At 64.1% G+C, this 17,779-nt stretch carries 15 protein-coding genes; 8 read left to right on the top strand and 7 right to left on the bottom strand.

Features of this window, described 5'->3' with window-relative positions; genetic code table 11:
- Positions 1-128: 128 nt before the first annotated feature.
- The 7 genes from MRBLMA1_RS20655 to MRBLMA1_RS20625 form a co-directional block, all read right to left on the bottom strand.
- On the bottom strand, positions 129-2,690 hold the full coding sequence (locus MRBLMA1_RS20655; RefSeq protein ID WP_363739484.1) for a TonB-dependent receptor: 2,562 nt from the start codon (positions 2,688-2,690) through the stop codon (positions 129-131).
- A gap of 86 nt (positions 2,691-2,776) precedes the next feature.
- A complete protein-coding gene (locus MRBLMA1_RS20650) occupies positions 2,777-3,052 on the bottom strand; it encodes a ribbon-helix-helix domain-containing protein (protein ID WP_363739482.1) in 276 nt (91 codons plus the stop codon).
- The gene (gene phbB / locus MRBLMA1_RS20645) at positions 3,052-3,774 is read right to left on the bottom strand and encodes an acetoacetyl-CoA reductase (RefSeq protein WP_363739480.1); all 723 of its coding nucleotides are present in this window, start codon (positions 3,772-3,774) and stop codon (positions 3,052-3,054) included. Before phbB ends, MRBLMA1_RS20650 begins: the two co-directional genes overlap by 1 nt.
- Positions 3,775-3,805: 31 nt before the next feature.
- The gene (gene hemH, locus MRBLMA1_RS20640) at positions 3,806-4,777 is read right to left on the bottom strand and encodes a ferrochelatase (protein WP_363739561.1); all 972 of its coding nucleotides are present in this window, start codon (positions 4,775-4,777) and stop codon (positions 3,806-3,808) included.
- Between the two features lie 5 nt (positions 4,778-4,782).
- Positions 4,783-7,050 carry a molybdopterin cofactor-binding domain-containing protein gene (locus MRBLMA1_RS20635; protein WP_363739478.1) on the bottom strand — a complete coding sequence of 756 codons (2,268 nt, stop codon included), beginning with the start codon at positions 7,048-7,050 and terminating at the stop codon, positions 4,783-4,785.
- A gap of 39 nt (positions 7,051-7,089) precedes the next feature.
- A complete protein-coding gene (locus MRBLMA1_RS20630; protein WP_363739476.1) occupies positions 7,090-7,539 on the bottom strand; it encodes a CoA-binding protein in 450 nt (149 codons plus the stop codon).
- Between the two features lie 79 nt (positions 7,540-7,618).
- A complete protein-coding gene (locus MRBLMA1_RS20625) occupies positions 7,619-8,392 on the bottom strand; it encodes an Mrp/NBP35 family ATP-binding protein (RefSeq protein ID WP_414714667.1) in 774 nt (257 codons plus the stop codon).
- A 334-nt stretch (positions 8,393-8,726) separates the two neighbouring features.
- Here MRBLMA1_RS20625 and hflK point away from each other — a divergent pair, with 334 nt between their 5' ends.
- The 8 genes from hflK (at position 8,727) to cysK (ending at position 17,776) form a co-directional block, all read left to right on the top strand.
- A complete protein-coding gene (gene hflK / locus MRBLMA1_RS20620) occupies positions 8,727-9,854 on the top strand; it encodes an FtsH protease activity modulator HflK (RefSeq protein WP_363739472.1) in 1,128 nt (375 codons plus the stop codon).
- Positions 9,854-10,699 carry a protease modulator HflC gene (gene hflC, locus MRBLMA1_RS20615; RefSeq protein ID WP_363739470.1) on the top strand — a complete coding sequence of 282 codons (846 nt, stop codon included), beginning with the start codon at positions 9,854-9,856 and terminating at the stop codon, positions 10,697-10,699. Before hflK ends, hflC begins: the two co-directional genes overlap by 1 nt.
- 110 nt (positions 10,700-10,809) lie before the next feature.
- Positions 10,810-12,318 carry a Do family serine endopeptidase gene (locus tag MRBLMA1_RS20610; RefSeq protein ID WP_363739468.1) on the top strand — a complete coding sequence of 503 codons (1,509 nt, stop codon included), beginning with the start codon at positions 10,810-10,812 and terminating at the stop codon, positions 12,316-12,318.
- A gap of 143 nt (positions 12,319-12,461) precedes the next feature.
- Positions 12,462-14,087, top strand: a complete 1,626-nt coding sequence (locus MRBLMA1_RS20605; protein WP_363739466.1) for a helicase HerA-like domain-containing protein — start codon at positions 12,462-12,464, stop codon at positions 14,085-14,087.
- Between the two features lie 16 nt (positions 14,088-14,103).
- The gene (locus tag MRBLMA1_RS20600) at positions 14,104-14,532 is read left to right on the top strand and encodes a hypothetical protein (RefSeq protein ID WP_363739464.1); all 429 of its coding nucleotides are present in this window, start codon (positions 14,104-14,106) and stop codon (positions 14,530-14,532) included.
- Positions 14,533-14,861: 329 nt separating this feature from the next.
- Positions 14,862-15,383 (top strand): hypothetical protein, encoded by a 522-nt coding sequence (locus MRBLMA1_RS20595; RefSeq protein WP_363739462.1) that lies wholly within the window; start codon positions 14,862-14,864, stop codon positions 15,381-15,383.
- 174 nt (positions 15,384-15,557) lie between these two features.
- Entirely contained in the window at positions 15,558-16,862 is a 1,305-nt protein-coding gene (locus tag MRBLMA1_RS20590; protein WP_363739460.1) for an MFS transporter, read from the top strand.
- Positions 16,859-17,776 (top strand): cysteine synthase A, encoded by a 918-nt coding sequence (cysK, locus tag MRBLMA1_RS20585; protein WP_363739458.1) that lies wholly within the window; start codon positions 16,859-16,861, stop codon positions 17,774-17,776. Before MRBLMA1_RS20590 ends, cysK begins: the two co-directional genes overlap by 4 nt.
- The last annotated feature ends 3 nt before the right edge of the window (positions 17,777-17,779 follow it).

The following is a 17,779-nucleotide window of genomic DNA, read 5'->3' as shown; positions in this document are numbered from 1 at the left end:
GCGAATCCTAATGCTACTCAATCGCATCTTTATATGGGATCGGGCGGGTGGCGACCCGAGGAGGATAGGAGTGCATCGCCACCCGCCCGTGTCCCCCGGCAAGGGACGATTGCCGGGGGACAGGATCGTCAGAACATGTAGTTGAGGCTGAACACGGCCGATCGGGTCGGGGCCGGCTGCGCCCAGCTGTTGTTGATGTTGGTGCGAACGGTGGTCACATATTTCTCGTTGGTGAAGTTCTGCACGTTCACCTGCGCCTTCAGTTTTTCCGTAATCGGATAGGACGCCATGAAACGGTGAATGGTGTAGCTGGGCACCCGGTAGCCGACATAGCTGTTGGCGACGAGCTGGGCGAGACTAGGCTGGTTCATCAGGAAGCTGCCCTGATAGGTCAGGCCATAGCCCAGCTCCAGCCCGAAGCCGAAGCGGTAGGTGGTGAACAAGCTGCCCGAATGCTTCGGCGTGTTGGTCAGCGAATAGCCCGCAGTCGGATCGGGGAAGGCAGTGCTGTTCGCGCAGGTGCCGGCCGCCGGATCGGTCGCGCCGGGATGGGCAAGGCAATAGTCGGAAACGCCCTGCTTGATCTTGCTCTTGAGATACATGTAGTTGGCCGAAATGGTCCAGTTGCTGGTGATGTTGCCCGACGCGCCGAAGGACAGGCCCTGCACCCGCTGGAAACCGTCCGTCGCCTGATCAGGCAGAAGCGGATCGCCTGACACGACCTTGATCTGGTTGCGATCATTGCGGAACAGCGCCAGCGTCAGCAGCAACTGCTTGTCGAAGAGGTCCGCCTTCGCGCCGATCTCGTAATTCTTCGTGGTCTCGGGCCTGACATTGCAGGAGCCGCCACCGCCGGCCACATTGTCCGCCGTACAGCTGCCGTCGACCGACGATTTCGATGGCAGCTTGGAGTTGCCGAAAGCGACATACAGGCTGGTGTCCGGCGTCGGCTTCACGACAGCGCCCACGCGGAAGGAGAAGAGATTGTCATCGATCTCCAGCCGGTTGCCGACCGTGCTGATCTGGCCGAGCTGCGCCGACCCGCCGGTCGTGTTGTAGGTGAAGGTGCGGTTGAAGCCCCGGACCTTCTCATAACGGATACCGCCGTTGATCTCGAACCAGTCGGTGAACTTCATCGTGTCGAACAGATAGGCGGCATAGCTGGTCTGCTCGCCCACATTATGCGTGCCGAGGGTGAAGTTGACGGGGCCGACATAATTGTTGCTGCCATAGGCGCGCGCCAGGCCGGTGGTCGCGGCCGGGCCGACGATGCCCGATGACGGATCGGCTATGTTCACCAGCGGCAGGTAGAAGCCCAGGCTGGCGGCGGCATTATAGGCCGGGTTGGCCACACCCGCGCCGCTTGCCGGGGCCGTAAAGGGCGCGGCATAGGGATCGAAGCCGTTGGCGGTGCGGCCCAGGCTGCCCTGCAACTGATCGTAACGCTCCCACAAGGCAGAGCCGCCGACGACCAGCGTATGGCCGATGCCGCCAGTGTCGAAATCGGCGCTGAGGTCGATCTGGTTATAGGCGGTCTCATTGGTGATGAAACGCTGGTTCCCGCGACCGCCCGTCGGTACATAATAGCCCACCGGAATGGTCAACGTCTCGCCCGCCGCTGTTGTCCCGATGCGCTGGGTGCAGGCGCCGCCGGTGTCCGGATTGAAGCCGGCCGCCGTGCCGTTGTCGAGGCAGAAGACGCCGTTCGGCTGGCTGGTCACCGTATCCTGGCGGATATGTTCGTAGCGCGTCAGGTTGCGGACCTTGACCGTGTCGCTGAAGGCATGGCTGAAGATCGCCTGCAACGACTTGGTCTTGCTGTCCTGCCGGTCCAGATTGGCGAAGCCGTAATAGCCGGAACGGTCGAACTGCTTGAGGATGCCGCCCAGCGCCGGGAAATAGCGGATGCCATATTGCGGCATCGCCTTGTCATCCAGATATTCCCCCTGCAGCGTCAGGCTGGTCGGGCTGTCGATACCGATCGTGATGGCGGGCGCGACGCCCCAGCGCTTGTAATCCTCGACATCGCGACCGGGCACGTCATTGGCGTGATAGACGGCATTGAGGCGCACCGCGATCAGGTCGTTGACACGCTTGTTCGCATCGATGGTCGCGCGATAATAGTTGTCGGTGCCGATCCCTGCATTGAGGATGATCTGGTCGTCGGCCAGCGGGCGCTTCGTAACCAGGTTGATCGTGCCGGCAACCGAACCGCCACCGTTCATGACCGAATTGGCGCCGTTGGTGACTTCGACCTGCTCGATATTATAGACTTCGTTGCGGTTCAGGAATGCCCCGGATCGCACGCCATCGACCGTCACGTCGTTCTTCGCGTCCTGCCCGCGCAGGATGATGCGATCGCCATAGCCGAAGCCGCCCTCGCCCGCGCCAAAGGTGATGCCTGGAACCGTGGACAGCACTTCGCGCAGCGTCAGCAGGTTCTGCTGCTGGATGGTTTCCTTGCCGATCACGGTGATGGTCTGAGGCGTATCGAGCAGCGGGCGAGTATATTTGGGCGATTCGGCCTTCTCTACCTTGACGGGGGATTCGTCGATCGCCGTATCGGTGACCGTCATCCCGCCGAGCCTGGGCCCCTGCGCATTATCCTGGGCTTGGGCGGACGATGCGAACGCCATGGCGCCGACGCAGCTCAGCGCCAGGAAGGAAGGCCGTGACAGTGCTTTGGACATGAAAACAGAACCCCTTTCTTGAAACTTGAGGGGCCTGCTATTGCGACTTGTTCGCAGAGTCAACGCTATTGCGAATAATTATTATTTTATGATCGTATAGTATCGTCGAAGAGCCAGCACCTTATGGCGCTGCCAAGGTTGGGTGGGTCGGCCGCCGCCATGCGGGCCACATCTATGCGCGCGATCAACGCGTTTACCGGCAAACCCTCTCGCGCAGCGGCCGTGCGAAGGGCTTGCCAGAATATCGGCTCAAGGCTGATCGCGGTCTGATGGCCCGCAATGGTCACGCTGCGCTTGACCGGCGGAGCGAAGGGCGATGTCGCCGACGCCGAAGCGCCTTGGGAACGCCCCTCCTCTTCCATCAGTACATGTGCTGGCCGCCATTGATCGACAGCGTGCTGCCGGTCACGAAACCGCCGTCCTCGCTGCAGAAAAAGGCGACCCCACGGGCTATTTCCTCGGCGCGGCCCAGGCGGCCGACGGGAATCTTGGCCACGATCTTCTCCAGCACCGGCGGCGGCACCGCGGCAACCATGTCCGTATCGATATAGCCCGGCGCGATCGCGTTGACGGTGACGCCATATTTTGCGCCTTCCTGCGCCAGCGCCTTGGTGAAGCCATGGATGCCCGACTTGGCGGCGGCATAGTTGACCTGACCATATTGGCCCGCCTGGCCGTTGATCGAACCAATATTGACGAAACGGCCCCAGCCGCGCTCCCGCATTCCCCCGAAGGTCGCCTTCGCCATGTTGAAGCAACCACCCAGATTGATGCGCATCACCTCGTTCCAGTCGTCAAAGCTCATCTTCGCCAGCACGCCGTCGCGCGTGATGCCGGCATTGTTGACCACGACATCGATCGGTCCCAGCGCCTCTGTCACCTGCGCGCAGCCGTCCAGGCAGGCCTGGTGGTCGCCCACGTCCCATTTGAAGGAGGCTATGCCGGTCTTTTCCGAAAAGGCCTGCGCCTTGGCGTCATTGCCGGCATAGTTGGCCGCGACCGTGAACCCCATCTCCTTGAGGGCCAGGCTGATTGCCTCGCCAATTCCACGTGTTCCGCCCGTGACGACTGCAACTTTGCTCATGGTGGCTCTCCTTCAAAAAACGGGACGAAACTTATCTCTCCAACCAGCCAGCCAGTTCGCGACGGGCCAGATCTTCATACAGATTAATAGCGTCCGAAGACGCGTTCAAACAACTCAAATGGACAAAATTATTACCGCCGGAAGCGATAAAGTCCTCTTTACCGCGAATGGCGATTTCCTCTAGGGTTTCCAGGCAGTCCGCCGAAAATCCGGGGGTCAGGACAGCAACATTCCGGACATTTTCGGAAGGGAGCTGGCGCAGCACCTCATCCGTCGCCGGACCCAGCCATTTCGCAGGGCCAAAACGCGATTGAAAGGTGACGCGCACCTCCCGCCCCAATGCCTCGCCCAGCAGCCTTGCGCTATCGACGCATTGGTCGCGATAGGGATCGCCCAATTGCCTTGTGCGCTCCGGCATGCCGTGGAAGCTGGCGATCAGCAGGTCCGGCGCGAAATCCAGCGAGGCGAGTTGCGCCTGCGTCGATGCGCGCAGCGCCTCGATATAAGCCGGATCGACATGATAGGGCGGCAGCGTGCGGATCGCCGGTTGCGCCCGCATCTTTGCGAGCGCGGCATAGGCGGCGTCGAGCGCACTGGCCGTCGTCGCCGCGCAATATTGGGGATAAAGCGGTGCCAGAAGGATGCGATTGCACCCGGCGGCGACCATGGCTTCCAGCCGCGCGCCGACCGCCGGATTACCATAGCGCATCGCCCAATCCACCATCACGTCCGGACCCATCCGTTCCTGCATGGCATGGGCGGTATCACGCGTGTAAACCGCGAGCGGTCCCCCCTCCTTCATCCAGATCTGGCGATAGGCATGGGCGGATTTCCTGGGACGCGTCAGCAGGATCGGGCCGCGCAATATCGGCTGCCACAGCAATGGCGGGATTTCCACGACGCGGCGGTCGGACAGGAATTCGGCAAGATAGCGCCGCACCGACGCAGGGTCGGGGCCATCGGGCGTGCCGAGATTGATAAGGAGCAGGCCGATCTTGCCCACAGGCTTCACCCTTCCATCAGCAGGGGCACGGTGCGGAAACGCCGCCCGGCAGTGGTGAACAGTGCATTGGCGACAGCAGGCGCCACCAGCGGGGCGCCGAGATCCGTCAGCCCGGCGGGGGGGGCGGTGCTGCGCACCAGTTCAACGGTAACCTCCCCCACATCGCCGAGGCGGGGCAGACCCATGCGGCCCAGAATCGCCCGCGTCGGCATGCCCTTCGCATAGGGGACGGACGCACCCATGGCGAAGGCCAGGCCGTGGATCAGGCCGCTTTCGACCTGCTGTCTGGCGACGTCGGGATTGATCTGCTCCCCCCCATCAACGGCAGCGATGATCCGCGACACCTGGAGCTTGCCCTCGGCTATGCCCGCCTCCACCATGACGGCGATGAAGGCGCCGTTCATCACATGCGCCGCCAGCCCCTGCCCGCTTCCCTCTATGCCGCCCTGCCAGCCGCCCATCGCGCCCACCGTGGTCAGACAATGTGCGAGCCGGGGATTGCCGCCCAGCATCTGGATGCGGAAGGACATCGCCTCCATCTGCGCCTGATGGGCAAGTTCGTCCATGAAGCTTTCGGTGAAGAAAGCGCCGTGCAGATGCGCGTTGCCGCGCGCGAACCCCAGGGGCAGGCCGACATCGGCCGGAAAGTGATCCACCGCCCAATTGGGCACGGCATAGGGCAGTTCCATGCCCGCCACCGCCAGCCGGGTGGACGTGCCGGCAGCATCGGCGCTGGCTTCATATGCGGGTTTGCCGTGGGCAATGCGCGCCCATGTCTGGGTCATGGCGCAGGGGGCGGCAACCTTCGCCGACCAGCCTTCGACCGCTCCGTTGCGACCCAGCTTGCCCGCCATGCGCGCATGGGCGGGGGCGCTGGGCCGGTCCTGGATCACATCCTCGAGCCGGGACCAGAGCAGTTGCACGGGACGCCCCATTTCGCGGGAAAGCAGCGCGGCCTGCACACCCGCGTCGAAGTCCATACGGCGTCCATAGCCCCCGCCGGCATGCAGCGGGTATAGCGTTACCGCCTGCGCCGGCAGCCCCAGCGCGCGGGCGATGGCGGCGCGCGCCAGGCCGGGCGCCTGCGTCGCCATCCACACCTCCGCGCTGTCCTCGCTGATCCGGGCGGTGGCGCACATCGGCTCCGGCGCCAGGTGCAGCCCTGGAGCCACTCTATATTCACTGGCGAGGATGGTCGCATCCTCGAACAGCGGCCCCAGATCACCCTGCGCGTAGAGCCGTTCGCCGGAACCGGAAAAGGCCTGCTCCAGCGTTGCCTGGATCCCGGCACTGTCCACCGGCTTGCCGGACAGCGCGAAGAGGGGATCGGCCAGGTCCAGCGCCCTGTTTGCCGCCCACCAGTTGCTGGCCACCACCGCGACCCAGCGTTCCTGCCGCACCAGCTTCAGGAATCCGGTGACGGATTTCGCCGCCCGCTCATTGACGCTTTTCAGGACGGCGTCGCCGATGGGACCCTGGCGGATGGAGGCGAAGACCATGTCGGGCAGGCGGATGTCGGCCGCGAAATTATGGCTGCCGTCGATCTTGGACGGGGTGTCGAGCCGCGGCAGCTCCTGCCCCGCCAGCCGGTCCACCTCCGACTGGCGGAAAGGCAGGATCTCGGGCAGGTCGTAGGTGGCCGCATCCTCCACCACCTCGCCCAGCTTCAATCTGCGCTGTCCGCCGTCGGAAATGATGCCGTTCTGGATATCGCAGCTTTCCCAGGCGACGTCCCAGCGGGCCGCCGCCGCCTTGCACAGCAGAACCCGCGCCGCCGCCCCCGCCTCCCGATAGGCCTGGTGGAACATCGGGATCGACGTGCCCGCTCCGGTCAGCATCAGGGCGCGGCGGATCGCATATTGGTCGATAGTCCATTCGCCCGCTCCGCCCGCCAGCCGGCTCCAGTCACTGGCCAGCCATTCGCGCGCCAGCAGGACATTGGCATAGAGCGGGCCGATCGGCGCGCTCTGCACCCCAACGGTTCGCCAGTCCGCCCCCAGTTCGTCCGCCAGTATCTGCGGCAGCAGGGTGGTGACACCCTGCCCCATCTCCGTCTGCGGCACGATCACGACCACCTGGCCGGTCCGGTCGATCTTCAGGAATGCGTTGAAAGCCGTCTCACCCGGCGCGGTGTTGAGATTGGGGCGATAGGATCGGGGCCATACCGCCCATGCCAGCAAAAGCCCCGCCGTCGCGCCCCCGCCGACAAGCAGGCTGCGCCGGTTCAAGCCCCTTTTCGTCTGCTGACCCTGCTTCCGCGGTGCGCGCCCCATGAAACCGCTGATAAAGAGGCTTGGAAGCTCTGCAAAGCCCTATTGCGCGCCTGCCGAACGGTTCGTGACCGGGTCGAGCCGGAGGCGGCGTATCTCGATCGCGGGACAGCGATCCATGACCACCTTGAGTCCCGCCGCCTCCGCCCTGGCGGCGGCCGCCTCATTGATCACGGCCAGTTGCATCCAGACGGCCTTGGCCCCGGCGGCTATGGCATCGTCCACCGCATCCCCCGCCGCCTCGCTGCGGCGGAAAATGTCGACCATGTCGATCGGCACGCCGATGTCCGACAGGCTGGCCCAGACGAATTCGCCATGGACATGCTCGCCGGCGATCTGCGGATTGACCGGCAGCACGCGATAACCATGATCCTGCAGCGTCTTCATCACGCCATAGCTCGGCCGGTCGGGCCGGTCGGAAATCCCGACCAGCGCTATAGTGCGGGTTTCGTTCAACAGATCAGCTATGTCCTGCGCGTCGGTAAGCGGCATGCAGCGGTCCTCCATATTTACCATGACATGGGAAGGACGCGGGAGGGACGCAAGCCGTTCCCCCAACCACGGGCGAGGCTTAAGAGCCCGCCCTGCCCTCCAGCCAGGCCGCAACCTTCTCCGCAATGGCGCGGAAGGTGGCGCCGTACCCATCCGCGTCGGCCGCAGGAGGATCGCCCGCATCGGAGCGGCGACGAATGTCGATGGCCAGCGGAATGCGCCCCAGGAAGGGCATGCCCATCTCCCCGGCGGCGGCTTCCGCACCGCCCTGCCCGAAGGGATCGGACATTTCCCCGCAATGGGGACAGGCATAGCCGGCCATATTCTCGACCAGACCGATGATCGGCACCTGCGTCTGTTCGAACAGGCTCACCGCCCGGACCGCGTCGATCAGCGCGAGATCCTGGGGCGTGGAGACGATGACGGCGCCGACCGGCTTGTGCTTCTGCACCATCGAAAGCTGGACGTCGCCCGTGCCCGGCGGCATGTCGACGATCAACAGTTCCACATCGCCCCAATCCGCCTCGATCAGCTGGGCCAGGGCATTGCCCGCCATCGGCCCGCGCCAGGCCAGCGCCTTTCCGGGTTCGACCAGATGTCCCATGGACAGCATCGGAATGCCGAGGGGGCTTTGCACCGGGATAAGCTGCTTGTCCCGCGCCTGCGGTTTCCTGTCCTCGCTCGCCATCAGGCGCGCCTGCGAGGGGCCGTAAATGTCGGCGTCGACCAGTCCGACCTTCACCCCCAGCCGCCGCAGCGCGACCGCAAGATTGGCCGAGAGGGTCGATTTGCCGACCCCGCCCTTGCCGGATGCGACGGCAACGATCCTCAGCGGCTTGCGCTCGGCCGTCATGGCGATGCGCACATCATCGACGCCGGGCACGGCCAGCCCGCCCTCGCGGATCGCGGCGGCCACCGCATCACGCTGCTCGGGCGACAGGCCCGCCACGTCCAGCGCCAGCGACATCACCCCGTCCTTGAGGCGCGGCGCGCTGGCGCGGCCGTCGGTCAGCGTTTTGAGGCGGGCGGCGAAATCTTCAAGCTGAGTCATGGCAGGCCATCTAGGGAATTTCCTCATCGGACGAAACCGGCAGGCGGCCGTTTTTCTTCGCCACCGACATCATTCGAAACAATAATCGTTGCGATGGGCACTGTTTTTCGCCGGAGAGCCTACCTATAGAGAGGGTATGAAGAGATTTTTCGGGTGGATACCGGACATAGCGAACGCCATGGTCCAGGGTCCGTGGGGCGGCAAGGGCGACGGCCCGGACGGCAGTGACGGCCAGGGCAAGGGCGACGAAGGCAAGGGGCGCGATGGACCGCGCAACCCCTGGACCCAGCCGGGACGCCCCGGCGCCAAGGGCCCTTCGGCGATCGAGGAACTGCTCCGCCGCAGCAAGGAAAGCTTCGGCCAGGGCGGCGGCGGCTTCGGCAATCTGCCGCCACGCCCGTCCGGCAAGGCGCTGTGGCCCGCCGCCATCGGCATATTGGTGGTGCTGTGGCTGGTCCTGACCTGTTTCCACCGCGTGGGTCCGCAGGAGCGCGGCGTCGTCACCCTGCTGGGCAAATACAGCCGTACCCTCTCCCCCGGCATCAGCCTGACGCTGCCCGCGCCGCTGGAGAATGTGACGACCGTGGATGTGGAGGAAATCCGCACCATAGACATCGGTTCGACCCGGGCAGAGAGCGAGAATCTGGTCCTGACCGGCGACCAGAACATCATCGACCTCGCCTATTCGGTGCGCTGGAACATCCGCAGCCCGGAACTTTACCTGTTCCAGCTTTCCGACCCGGACTCATCCGTGCGTGAAGTCGCCGAAAGCGCCATGCGCTCCGTCGTCGCCAGCGTCAGCCTGGAGGATGCGCTGGGCGCCGGTCGTACCGAGATCGAGCAGCAGGTCGAGCAGCGGATGCAGGAAATATTGGACGGCTACCGATCCGGCATCCGGGTGCAGGGCGTCGCGATCAAGCAGGCCGATCCGCCGACCGCCGTCAACGACGCGTTCAAGGCGGTGTCCGCGGCGCAGCAGACGGCGCAGACCTATCTCAACGAAGCCCGCGCCGCCGCGCAGCAGGTGACCGCCAAGGCGCAGGGTGAAGCCGCCGCCTTCGACAAGGTCTATGAGCAGTACAGGCTCGCGCCCGACGTCACCCGCCGCCGCATGTATTATGAAACCATGGAGGGTGTTCTGTCGAACGTCGACAAGACCATCGTCGAAAGCGGCAATGTCACGCCCTATCTGCCCCTTCCCGAACTCAAGCGCCGGGCGCAGAGCACTGCCGCGCAGGGCAGCGCGACCGTGGAGGGCCAGTGATGCAGAACCTTGTCCGCCATCCCGTCGCGCTGGCGCTGCTCGCCATCGCCGCGCTGCTGCTGATCGGCAGCACCATCGCCATCGTGCCCGAAACCAAGCAGGGCGTGATCGTGCGTTTTGGCGATCCCAAGAAGATCATCAACCGTTATCGCCCGAACGAGGATTTCGGCAAGACCGGTGCGGGCATCATCCTGCGCTGGCCGTTCATCGACCAGGTCGTCTGGATCGACAAGCGCGTCCTGTCGGTGGAGATGGAGCGGCAGCAGGTGCTTTCCACCGACCAGTTGCGCCTCCAGGTCGACGCCTTCGCCCGGTACCGCATCGTCGATCCGCTGCGCATGTACATCGCGGCGGGCAGCGAAGACCGGGTGTCGGACGCGCTGCGCCCGATTCTGGGCTCCGCGCTGCGCAACGAACTGGGCAAGCGGCCTTTCGCGGCGCTGCTCTCCCCTGAACGGGGCCAGGTGATGGACAATATCGAGGCGGGCCTTAATCGCGTCGCCCGGCAATATGGCGCGCAGATCGTCGATGTGCGGATCAAGCGCGCCGACCTGCCCGACGGCGCGCCGCTGGAAAGCGCGTTCACCCGCATGCGCACGGCGCGGGAGCAGGAAGCGCTCACCATCCGCGCCCAGGGCGCGAAGCAGGCGCAGATCATCCGCGCCGAAGCGGATGCCAACGCCGCCCGCATCTATTCGGAAAGCTTCGGCAAGGACGCCCAATTCTATGATTTCTATCGCGCCATGCAGGCCTATCGCTATACTTTCGCTCCGGACCGGCAGGGGTCGACCACGATGGTCCTTTCCCGGGACAATGATTTCCTGAAGCAGTTCCAGGGACACTGATTTCATTACGGAACCAGCGTCATTCAATGAGGGTTAAGGCTAGGCGGCGCATCCCGCTCATCGCAGAGTCCCGCCTTTCCTTCGCCAAGTTCATGAGAGGACCGTCACGAGTGCGTTACGCTTATGCCATTACCGGCGCCCTGCTGCTCGGCGGCACCGCCATAGCCGTTACCTCCAGCCCGAATGTCGGCGCGCAGATCGCCCAGAATGAGGGCATGCAAGCCGCTGCGCCGGCCGGCGCCCCGGCGAGCCTGGCCGACATGGTCGAAAAGCTGCAACCGGCGGTGGTCAACATTTCCACCAAGCAGCGCGTCCAGGTGCAGAACCCCTTTGCCGGCACGCCCTTTGGCGACCTGTTCGGCGCTCCGGGCGGAAAGCCCCAGACCCGACAGGCGCAATCGCTGGGGTCGGGCTTCATCATTTCGGCTGACGGCTATATCGTCACCAACAACCATGTGGTGTCGGCCGGAGCGGAAGGCGCGAGCGTCGATTCCATCACCGTCACGCTGACCAACAGCGAGGAATATCCCGCCAAGCTGGTGGGCCGCGACCCCGCGACCGACATCGCCGTGCTCAAGATCGAGCCGAAGAAGGCCCTGCCCTTCGTCAAGTTCGGCGACAGCACCAAGGCGCGCGTCGGTGACTGGGTGATCGCCATCGGCAATCCCTTCGCCCTGTCGGGCACGGTGACCGCCGGCATCATCTCCGCCGTGCATCGCGGCACCGGGGGCACCTACGACAAGTTCATCCAGACCGACGCGTCGATCAACCAGGGCAATAGCGGCGGCCCGATGTTCGACATGCGCGGCAATGTGATCGGCATCAACAGCCAGATCCTCTCGCCCTCCGGCGGCAATGTCGGCATCGGCTTCGCCATTCCTTCGGAACAGGCTGCGCCCATTGTGGACACCCTGCGCAAGGGCCAGGCCGTCAAGCGCGGCTATCTGGGTATCCAGATCAGCCCTCTGGGCGAGGATCTGGCCGATTCCCTGGGTCTCGCCAAGAATCGCGGTGAGTTCGTCCAGGGCGTGGAGCCGGGCAAGGGCGCCGACAAGGCCGGGATCAAGGCGGGCGACGTGATCGTCAGCGTCGCGGGCCAGGAAGTGACGCCGGACCAGAATCTCTCCTCCATCGTGGCTTCCCAGCCGATCGGCGCGCGCGTCCCCATCGTGCTGCTGCGTAACGGCCAGCGCCAGTCGGTGACGGCGGTCGTGGGCGAACGCCCGTCGGAAGACGAACTCAACGCCTTCGCCCAGAGCCAGGACGATGATTTCAGCCAGCAGCCGGACAACCCGTCCAGCAACGGGCAGGCCAGCCAGCAGTCGCTCGGCATTTCGGCCATTCCGCTGACCTCGACCATCATCCGCCAGCTCGGCATCGCGGCCGATACGCGGGGAATCGTGATCACCGCCGTCGACGGTTCGACCGATGCGGGCGCCAAGGGGCTGCGGCGCGGCGATGTCATCATCACCGCGAACAACCGCCCCGTCGCCACCCAGGCGGAACTCGACGCGCAGGTGAAGGCGGTGTCGGCGCAAGGCCGCAGCGCGATCCTGCTTCAGGTGCTGCGGCGTGGCCAGCCGGCCGTGTTCCTGCCGGTGCGGCTGCGCGACAAATAAGGCGCGCACCGCCCGTCGGGCAAAGAACTGAAAACCAGCCGATCGTTACGGGTCGCGCTTGCCGGAAGGGCTGCCTCGCCTCTACAAAGGGACGGCAGACTCCGGTGGGCGCGACCCGTCACCTTTTGGGAGAATGACGCGAAATGAGCGACGGCATCTTCATCGGCCTTGGCGCGCCGGACAAGGACGGCGGCATCCCCCAGACGCTGAACCTGCGCCGGGCCAACCGCCACGGGCTGATCGCCGGCGCGACCGGCACGGGCAAGACCGTGACGCTCCAGGGCATTGCCGAGGGCTTCTCCGCGCAGGGCGTCCCCGTTTTCCTTGCCGATGTGAAGGGCGACCTGGCGGGCATTTCCATGGCCGGTTCCCCCACCGCGAAAAATGCCGACAAGCTGGTCGCCCGCGCCCGGGAAATCGGCATCGACAATTACAGCTATGCCGACAACCCTGCCATCTTCTGGGATCTGTATGGCGAACAGGGACATCCCATCCGCACCACCGTCAGCGAAATGGGACCGCTGCTGCTTTCCCGCCTGATGGACCTCAACGAGACACAGGAGGGCGTGCTTTCCATCGCCTTCAAATATGCCGATGAGGAAGGGCTGCTGCTGCTCGACCTGGGCGACCTGCAGGCGATGCTGACCTATTGCGCCGAAAATGCCGACAGCCTCTCCGCCCGCTACGGCAATGTGACCAAGGCCAGCGTCGGCGCGATCCAGCGGCAATTGCTTCAGCTTGATGCGCAGGGCGGCGATCATTTCTTCGGCGAGCCGGCGCTCGACATTCACGACATGCTGAAGGTCGACGAGAAAGGGCGCGGCTATGTGAACATCCTGGCCGCCGACAAGCTGATGCAGAGCCCCAAGCTCTACGCCACCTTCCTGCTCTGGCTGCTTTCCGAACTGTTCGAGACGCTGCCCGAAGTGGGCGATCCGGACAAGCCGGTGCTCGTCTTCTTCTTCGACGAGGCCCATCTCCTCTTCGACGATGCGCCCAAGGCGCTGACCGACAAGATCGAGCAGGTCGTGCGCCTGATCCGCTCCAAGGGCGTGGGCGTCTATTTCGTGACGCAGAACCCGATCGACATTCCGGAGGATGTCGCGGGCCAGCTCGGCAACAGGGTGCAGCACGCCCTGCGCGCCTTCACCCCCCGCGACCAGAAGGCGATCAAGGCAGCGGCGGATACCTTCCGCGTCAATCCGGACCTGAACGTCGAAACCGCGATCACCGAACTCAAGGTGGGGGAGGCGCTGGTGTCGCTGCTGCAGGAGGACGGATCGCCCGGCATCGTCCAGCGCACATTGATTGCGCCGCCCCGCTCGCGCCTTGGCCCGCTCGATGCGAAGGAACGGGCGATCATCCAATCCATATCCCCCTGCGCCGGTAAATATGACGTGTCGGTCAACCGCGAATCCGCAGAGGAGATCCTTGCCGCGAAAGGTCAGGCCGCTGTCGCCGCGGCACAGGCCGCCAAGGCCCAGGCCGAAGCCGAGAGGGCCGCCGCCGCGCAGGCCAAGGTCGAGGCCAAACAGCGCGAGGCTGAACTCAAGGAACAGGCCCGGCAGGACGCCGCCGCCGCGCGCGAAGCCGCCAGGCCATCATCCTTCGACAAGGCGATCCAGTCCGCCACCCGCTCGGCCGCCTCATCGGTCGGGCGTCAGGTCGCCAATGAACTGGGCCGCGCGGTCTTTGGCGGGTCGAGCCGCAGGTCGGGCGGAATTGCGGGGCAACTGGTGCGCGGCATCCTGGGCAGCCTGTTCAAATAAGCGGGGGAGAAACATCATGCGAGAGACGATCATCTTCACCATGCGCGCGAGTGCCGTGGCCATGAGCGCACTGGGCCTGGCACTGGCCTTGCCCGTGCGCGCGCAGGATTATCGCGACCTCCACCGCGCTGCGGACGCCGCGATCGCCAGCGATATCGCCCGCGACCGCCAGGCCGAGCGCGACGCAAGGCGCCAACCCTATGTTTCGCCCGGCTACGGACCGATCCGGACAGCGACGGCAGCACGCAATGCCTGCGCCGCCAAGGCGCGGGAGGAAGCCGGGCCAGGCGCCAGGATCCTGGGACGGATCGCCGCCAGCACCATGTCGACCGGATGGGAAGTCGAAGGCGAGGTCCGCCCATCTGGCGACAGCGGCGCCGTGCCCTTCGTGTGCTCGGTCCGCAATGGTTCGGTGAGCGGCATCCTGCTGCAGCCGGATCGCTGAAGAACCCTTACCGGGCTGGCTGATTTGGGTGGAGAGCGAGCCGGCAGCTTTCATTGCGATAATGCCGCAAGGTAACATTCGTTAACCTCTCCTTTTTTTGGTTATAAGATAGAATTTCGTTAGAAATATTGTGGACGAAAGCCGGCATGGGAATACGATCTACATTTCACTATTCAATGCTCGCCTTTGCTTTTTTGTTGCCCCTGTCGGGATGCTCAATCGGAGAGACTCGATTCAGCTATAGAATAACAACAGAAATATACGTTAATGGCCATAAGTTTTCTGGATCAGCAGTTAGACAGGTTTCCTTGCGAGAGATGTCGGGTCCGATGGCAACCGCTCCTTATCGTGCAAGGATGCATGGCGAAGCTGTTGTCATAGACATGGGACGATTAGGTAAAGCATTTACGTTGCTCTACCGGGCTGAGCCTGATGAGGGGCTGACATATGGTGACGGATGTACCGGAGATGCTGTAACCAACTATATCATTGCGCGTATGAAGCGTAATGCAGGTTGTTCAAATGCGGCCGAACATATTGAACATTTCAAGAATAGCAAAATAGCCCTTGAATTTTATGGAGAAACCACCCCTACTACAGTCAAGTTCACCAATTTGGATCATCCGGAATCGATAGATTATTTGAACAAAACCTTCAAAATACGTTATTTTATTTCTACATCAGAAGCTGACGTGACACACAGAATATTCTCCGACATCCCTTGGCTTCATCGCTTATTTAAAAAGCGGTTGGACGGTGGGGTATTAGTGCCTGCAGGGTCAAATCCCCTTTCATCCATCATTGGAGGTGAGGAATTTAGCACCGAACCTCCTTCCAATCAGCAACCTTGAACGCGCTTTTGGGGCAGAGGCTTCCGCCGGTGGACGTCCACAAATGATCCAAACCTCCCGTCCCAACGCCCTCCACGCCGCCTAAAGCCAAGCCTTCACCGCCCCAAATATTGCTGCGCCTTTCCGTTGTCGCTGTGGTTGCGGGGATCATTGTGCAAGCGCTAAGGAGAGCGCATGCGAAGTCCCTCCATTCCCGCCCATCCCCTGCGCTTCGGCAATTTCCGGGCTTATCTGCTGGGTCGGCTGACGGCCGTGCTGGCGCAATATGGCATGATGATCGTGCTGGCCTGGCAAGCCTATAATGTCGCGCGCGAGACGATGAGCACGGGCGCGGCTTCCGCGCAGCTTGGCCTGATCGGGCTGGCCCAGTTCCTGCCGCTCTTCTTCCTGACTCCCGTGACGGGCTGGGTGGCCGACCATTTCGACCGCCGCATGATTACCCGCTGCACCCTGTTTCTGCTGGTGCTGGCGTCGGGAACCCTGGCCTTTGCGACTTATCAGGGCTGGGTCAGCCTGCCGCTGATCTTCGGCATCGCGGCGATCGTCGGTGTTGCCCGCGCCTTCAATGGTCCGGCCTACAGCGCCCTCGCCCCCAATCTGGTGCCCCGCGAGGTGCTGCCCAACGCCATCGCCATTTCAAGCGTCGTCTGGCAGACGGGGATGATCGCCGGTCCGGCGCTGGGCGGCTATGCCTATGCCATGCAGCCCTGGGGCGCCTATGCGATGGCGTCGGGCCTGTACGCTGTCGCCCTGCTCTGCATGCTGCTGATCGGTCCTGTTCCCCAGCCGCCCCGCGATGCCACCCGCCACCCGGTGCGCCAGATGATCGACGGCCTGACCTATGTCCGCACCAACCGGCTGGTGCTGGCGACCATCACGCTTGACCTGTTCGCCGTGCTGCTGGCCGGCGCGACCGCCTTGCTGCCGGTCTATGCCCGCGACATATTGCATGTCGGATCGGCGGGCCTGGGCCATCTTGCCGCCTCGCCCGGCATCGGCGCGGGCGTCACCGCGCTCTTCTTTTCCTTTCGCCCGATGAAGACGGAGGTGGGGCTCAAGATGCTGGGCGCGGTCATCCTGTTCGGCATCGCCACCATCATCTTCGGTTCCACCGCCTTCCTGCCGCGCGCCATTGCGCCGGAAGTCGGGATCGGTGCGCTGATCCTGCTGGGATCGGCTGACATGGTGTCGGTCTATGTCCGCCAATCGCTGATCCAGCTCCACACGCCCGACCAGATGCGCGGCCGCGTGTCCAGCCTGTCGCAACTCACCATTTCCGCCTCCAATGAACTGGGCGAGGCCGAGTCCGGCTTCCTTGCCGCGCTGGTCGGCCCGGTCGCGGCGGTGATCGGCGGCGGCATCGGCGCCATAATGATCACGCTTATCTGGGCGAAGCTCTTTCCAGAACTCCGCCTTGCCCGTACCTTCGACCCACCCGAAACAAGGGCGGCCGAGCCCACGCAGGAGAAAGTGCAATGAAGGCATCCAGTATCTTGGAAACCATCGGCAACACGCCGCATATCCGCGTCAACCGGCTGTTCGGCGACGCCGAAGTGTGGATCAAGTCCGAACGCTCCAACCCCGGCGGATCGATCAAGGACCGAATCGCCCTCGCCATGATCGAAGCGGCCGAGGCGTCGGGCGACCTGAAACCGGGCGGTACCATCATTGAGCCGACGTCCGGCAACACCGGTGTCGGACTGGCCATGGTGGCGGCGGTCAAGGGGTACAAGCTGATCCTCGTCATGCCAGAGAGCATGAGCCTGGAACGCCGCCGGCTGATGCTGGCCTATGGCGCCAGCTTCGACCTGACGCCGCGTGAGAAGGGCATGAAGGGCGCGATCGAGCGCGCGCTGGAGCTGGTCGACCAGACGCCCAATAGCTGGATGCCCCAGCAGTTCGAGAATCCGGCGAACATCGACGTGCATGTGCGCACCACCGCGCAGGAAATCGCCACGGATTTCGTCGACGCGCCGCTTGACGCGCTGATCACGGGCGTCGGCACCGGCGGCCATATCACGGGCGTCGCGCAGGTACTGAAACAGCTTTGGCCCCACCTCAAGGTCTATGCTGTCGAGCCGACCCTGTCCCATGTCATCAGCGGCGGGCAGCCCGGCCCGCACCCGATCCAGGGCATCGGCGCGGGCTTCATCCCGGCGAACCTCCATACCCAGTTGCTGGATGGCGTGATCCAGGTCGATCCCGCCGACGCCAAGGAGTTCGCCCGCCGCGCCGCGCGGGAGGAAGGCGTGCTGGTCGGCATTTCGTCCGGCGCGACGCTGGCCGCCATTCACCAGAAGCTGCCGGAACTGCCGGCGGGCAGCCGCGTTCTGGGCTTCAATTATGACACCGGCGAACGCTATCTGTCGGTGCCCGACTTCCTGCCCGAATAAAGC

The organism is Sphingobium sp. LMA1-1-1.1 (assembly GCF_040676365.1).
Classification (GTDB): Bacteria; Pseudomonadota; Alphaproteobacteria; order Sphingomonadales; family Sphingomonadaceae; genus Sphingobium.
This window is presented reverse-complemented; position numbering and strand designations above follow the sequence as displayed.

Bases quoted from the DNA above. Each gene is read 5' to 3' on its own strand.
- MRBLMA1_RS20655 (WP_363739484.1), bottom strand. From the start codon at position 2,690: ATGTCCAAAGCACTGTCACGGCCTTCCTTCCTGGCGCTGAGCTGCGTC.
- MRBLMA1_RS20650 (WP_363739482.1), bottom strand. From the start codon at position 3,052: ATGGAAGAGGAGGGGCGTTCCCAAGGCGCTTCGGCGTCGGCGACATCG.
- phbB (WP_363739480.1), bottom strand. From the start codon at position 3,774: ATGAGCAAAGTTGCAGTCGTCACGGGCGGAACACGTGGAATTGGCGAG.
- MRBLMA1_RS20635 (WP_363739478.1), bottom strand. From the start codon at position 7,050: ATGGGGCGCGCACCGCGGAAGCAGGGTCAGCAGACGAAAAGGGGCTTG.
- MRBLMA1_RS20630 (WP_363739476.1), bottom strand. From the start codon at position 7,539: ATGCCGCTTACCGACGCGCAGGACATAGCTGATCTGTTGAACGAAACC.
- MRBLMA1_RS20625 (WP_414714667.1), bottom strand. From the start codon at position 8,392: ATGACGGCCGAGCGCAAGCCGCTGAGGATCGTTGCCGTCGCATCCGGC.
- hflK (WP_363739472.1), top strand. From the start codon at position 8,727: ATGAAGAGATTTTTCGGGTGGATACCGGACATAGCGAACGCCATGGTC.
- hflC (WP_363739470.1), top strand. From the start codon at position 9,854: ATGCAGAACCTTGTCCGCCATCCCGTCGCGCTGGCGCTGCTCGCCATC.
- MRBLMA1_RS20605 (WP_363739466.1), top strand. From the start codon at position 12,462: ATGAGCGACGGCATCTTCATCGGCCTTGGCGCGCCGGACAAGGACGGC.
- MRBLMA1_RS20600 (WP_363739464.1), top strand. From the start codon at position 14,104: ATGCGAGAGACGATCATCTTCACCATGCGCGCGAGTGCCGTGGCCATG.
- MRBLMA1_RS20595 (WP_363739462.1), top strand. From the start codon at position 14,862: ATGGCAACCGCTCCTTATCGTGCAAGGATGCATGGCGAAGCTGTTGTC.
- MRBLMA1_RS20590 (WP_363739460.1), top strand. From the start codon at position 15,558: ATGCGAAGTCCCTCCATTCCCGCCCATCCCCTGCGCTTCGGCAATTTC.
- cysK (WP_363739458.1), top strand. From the start codon at position 16,859: ATGAAGGCATCCAGTATCTTGGAAACCATCGGCAACACGCCGCATATC.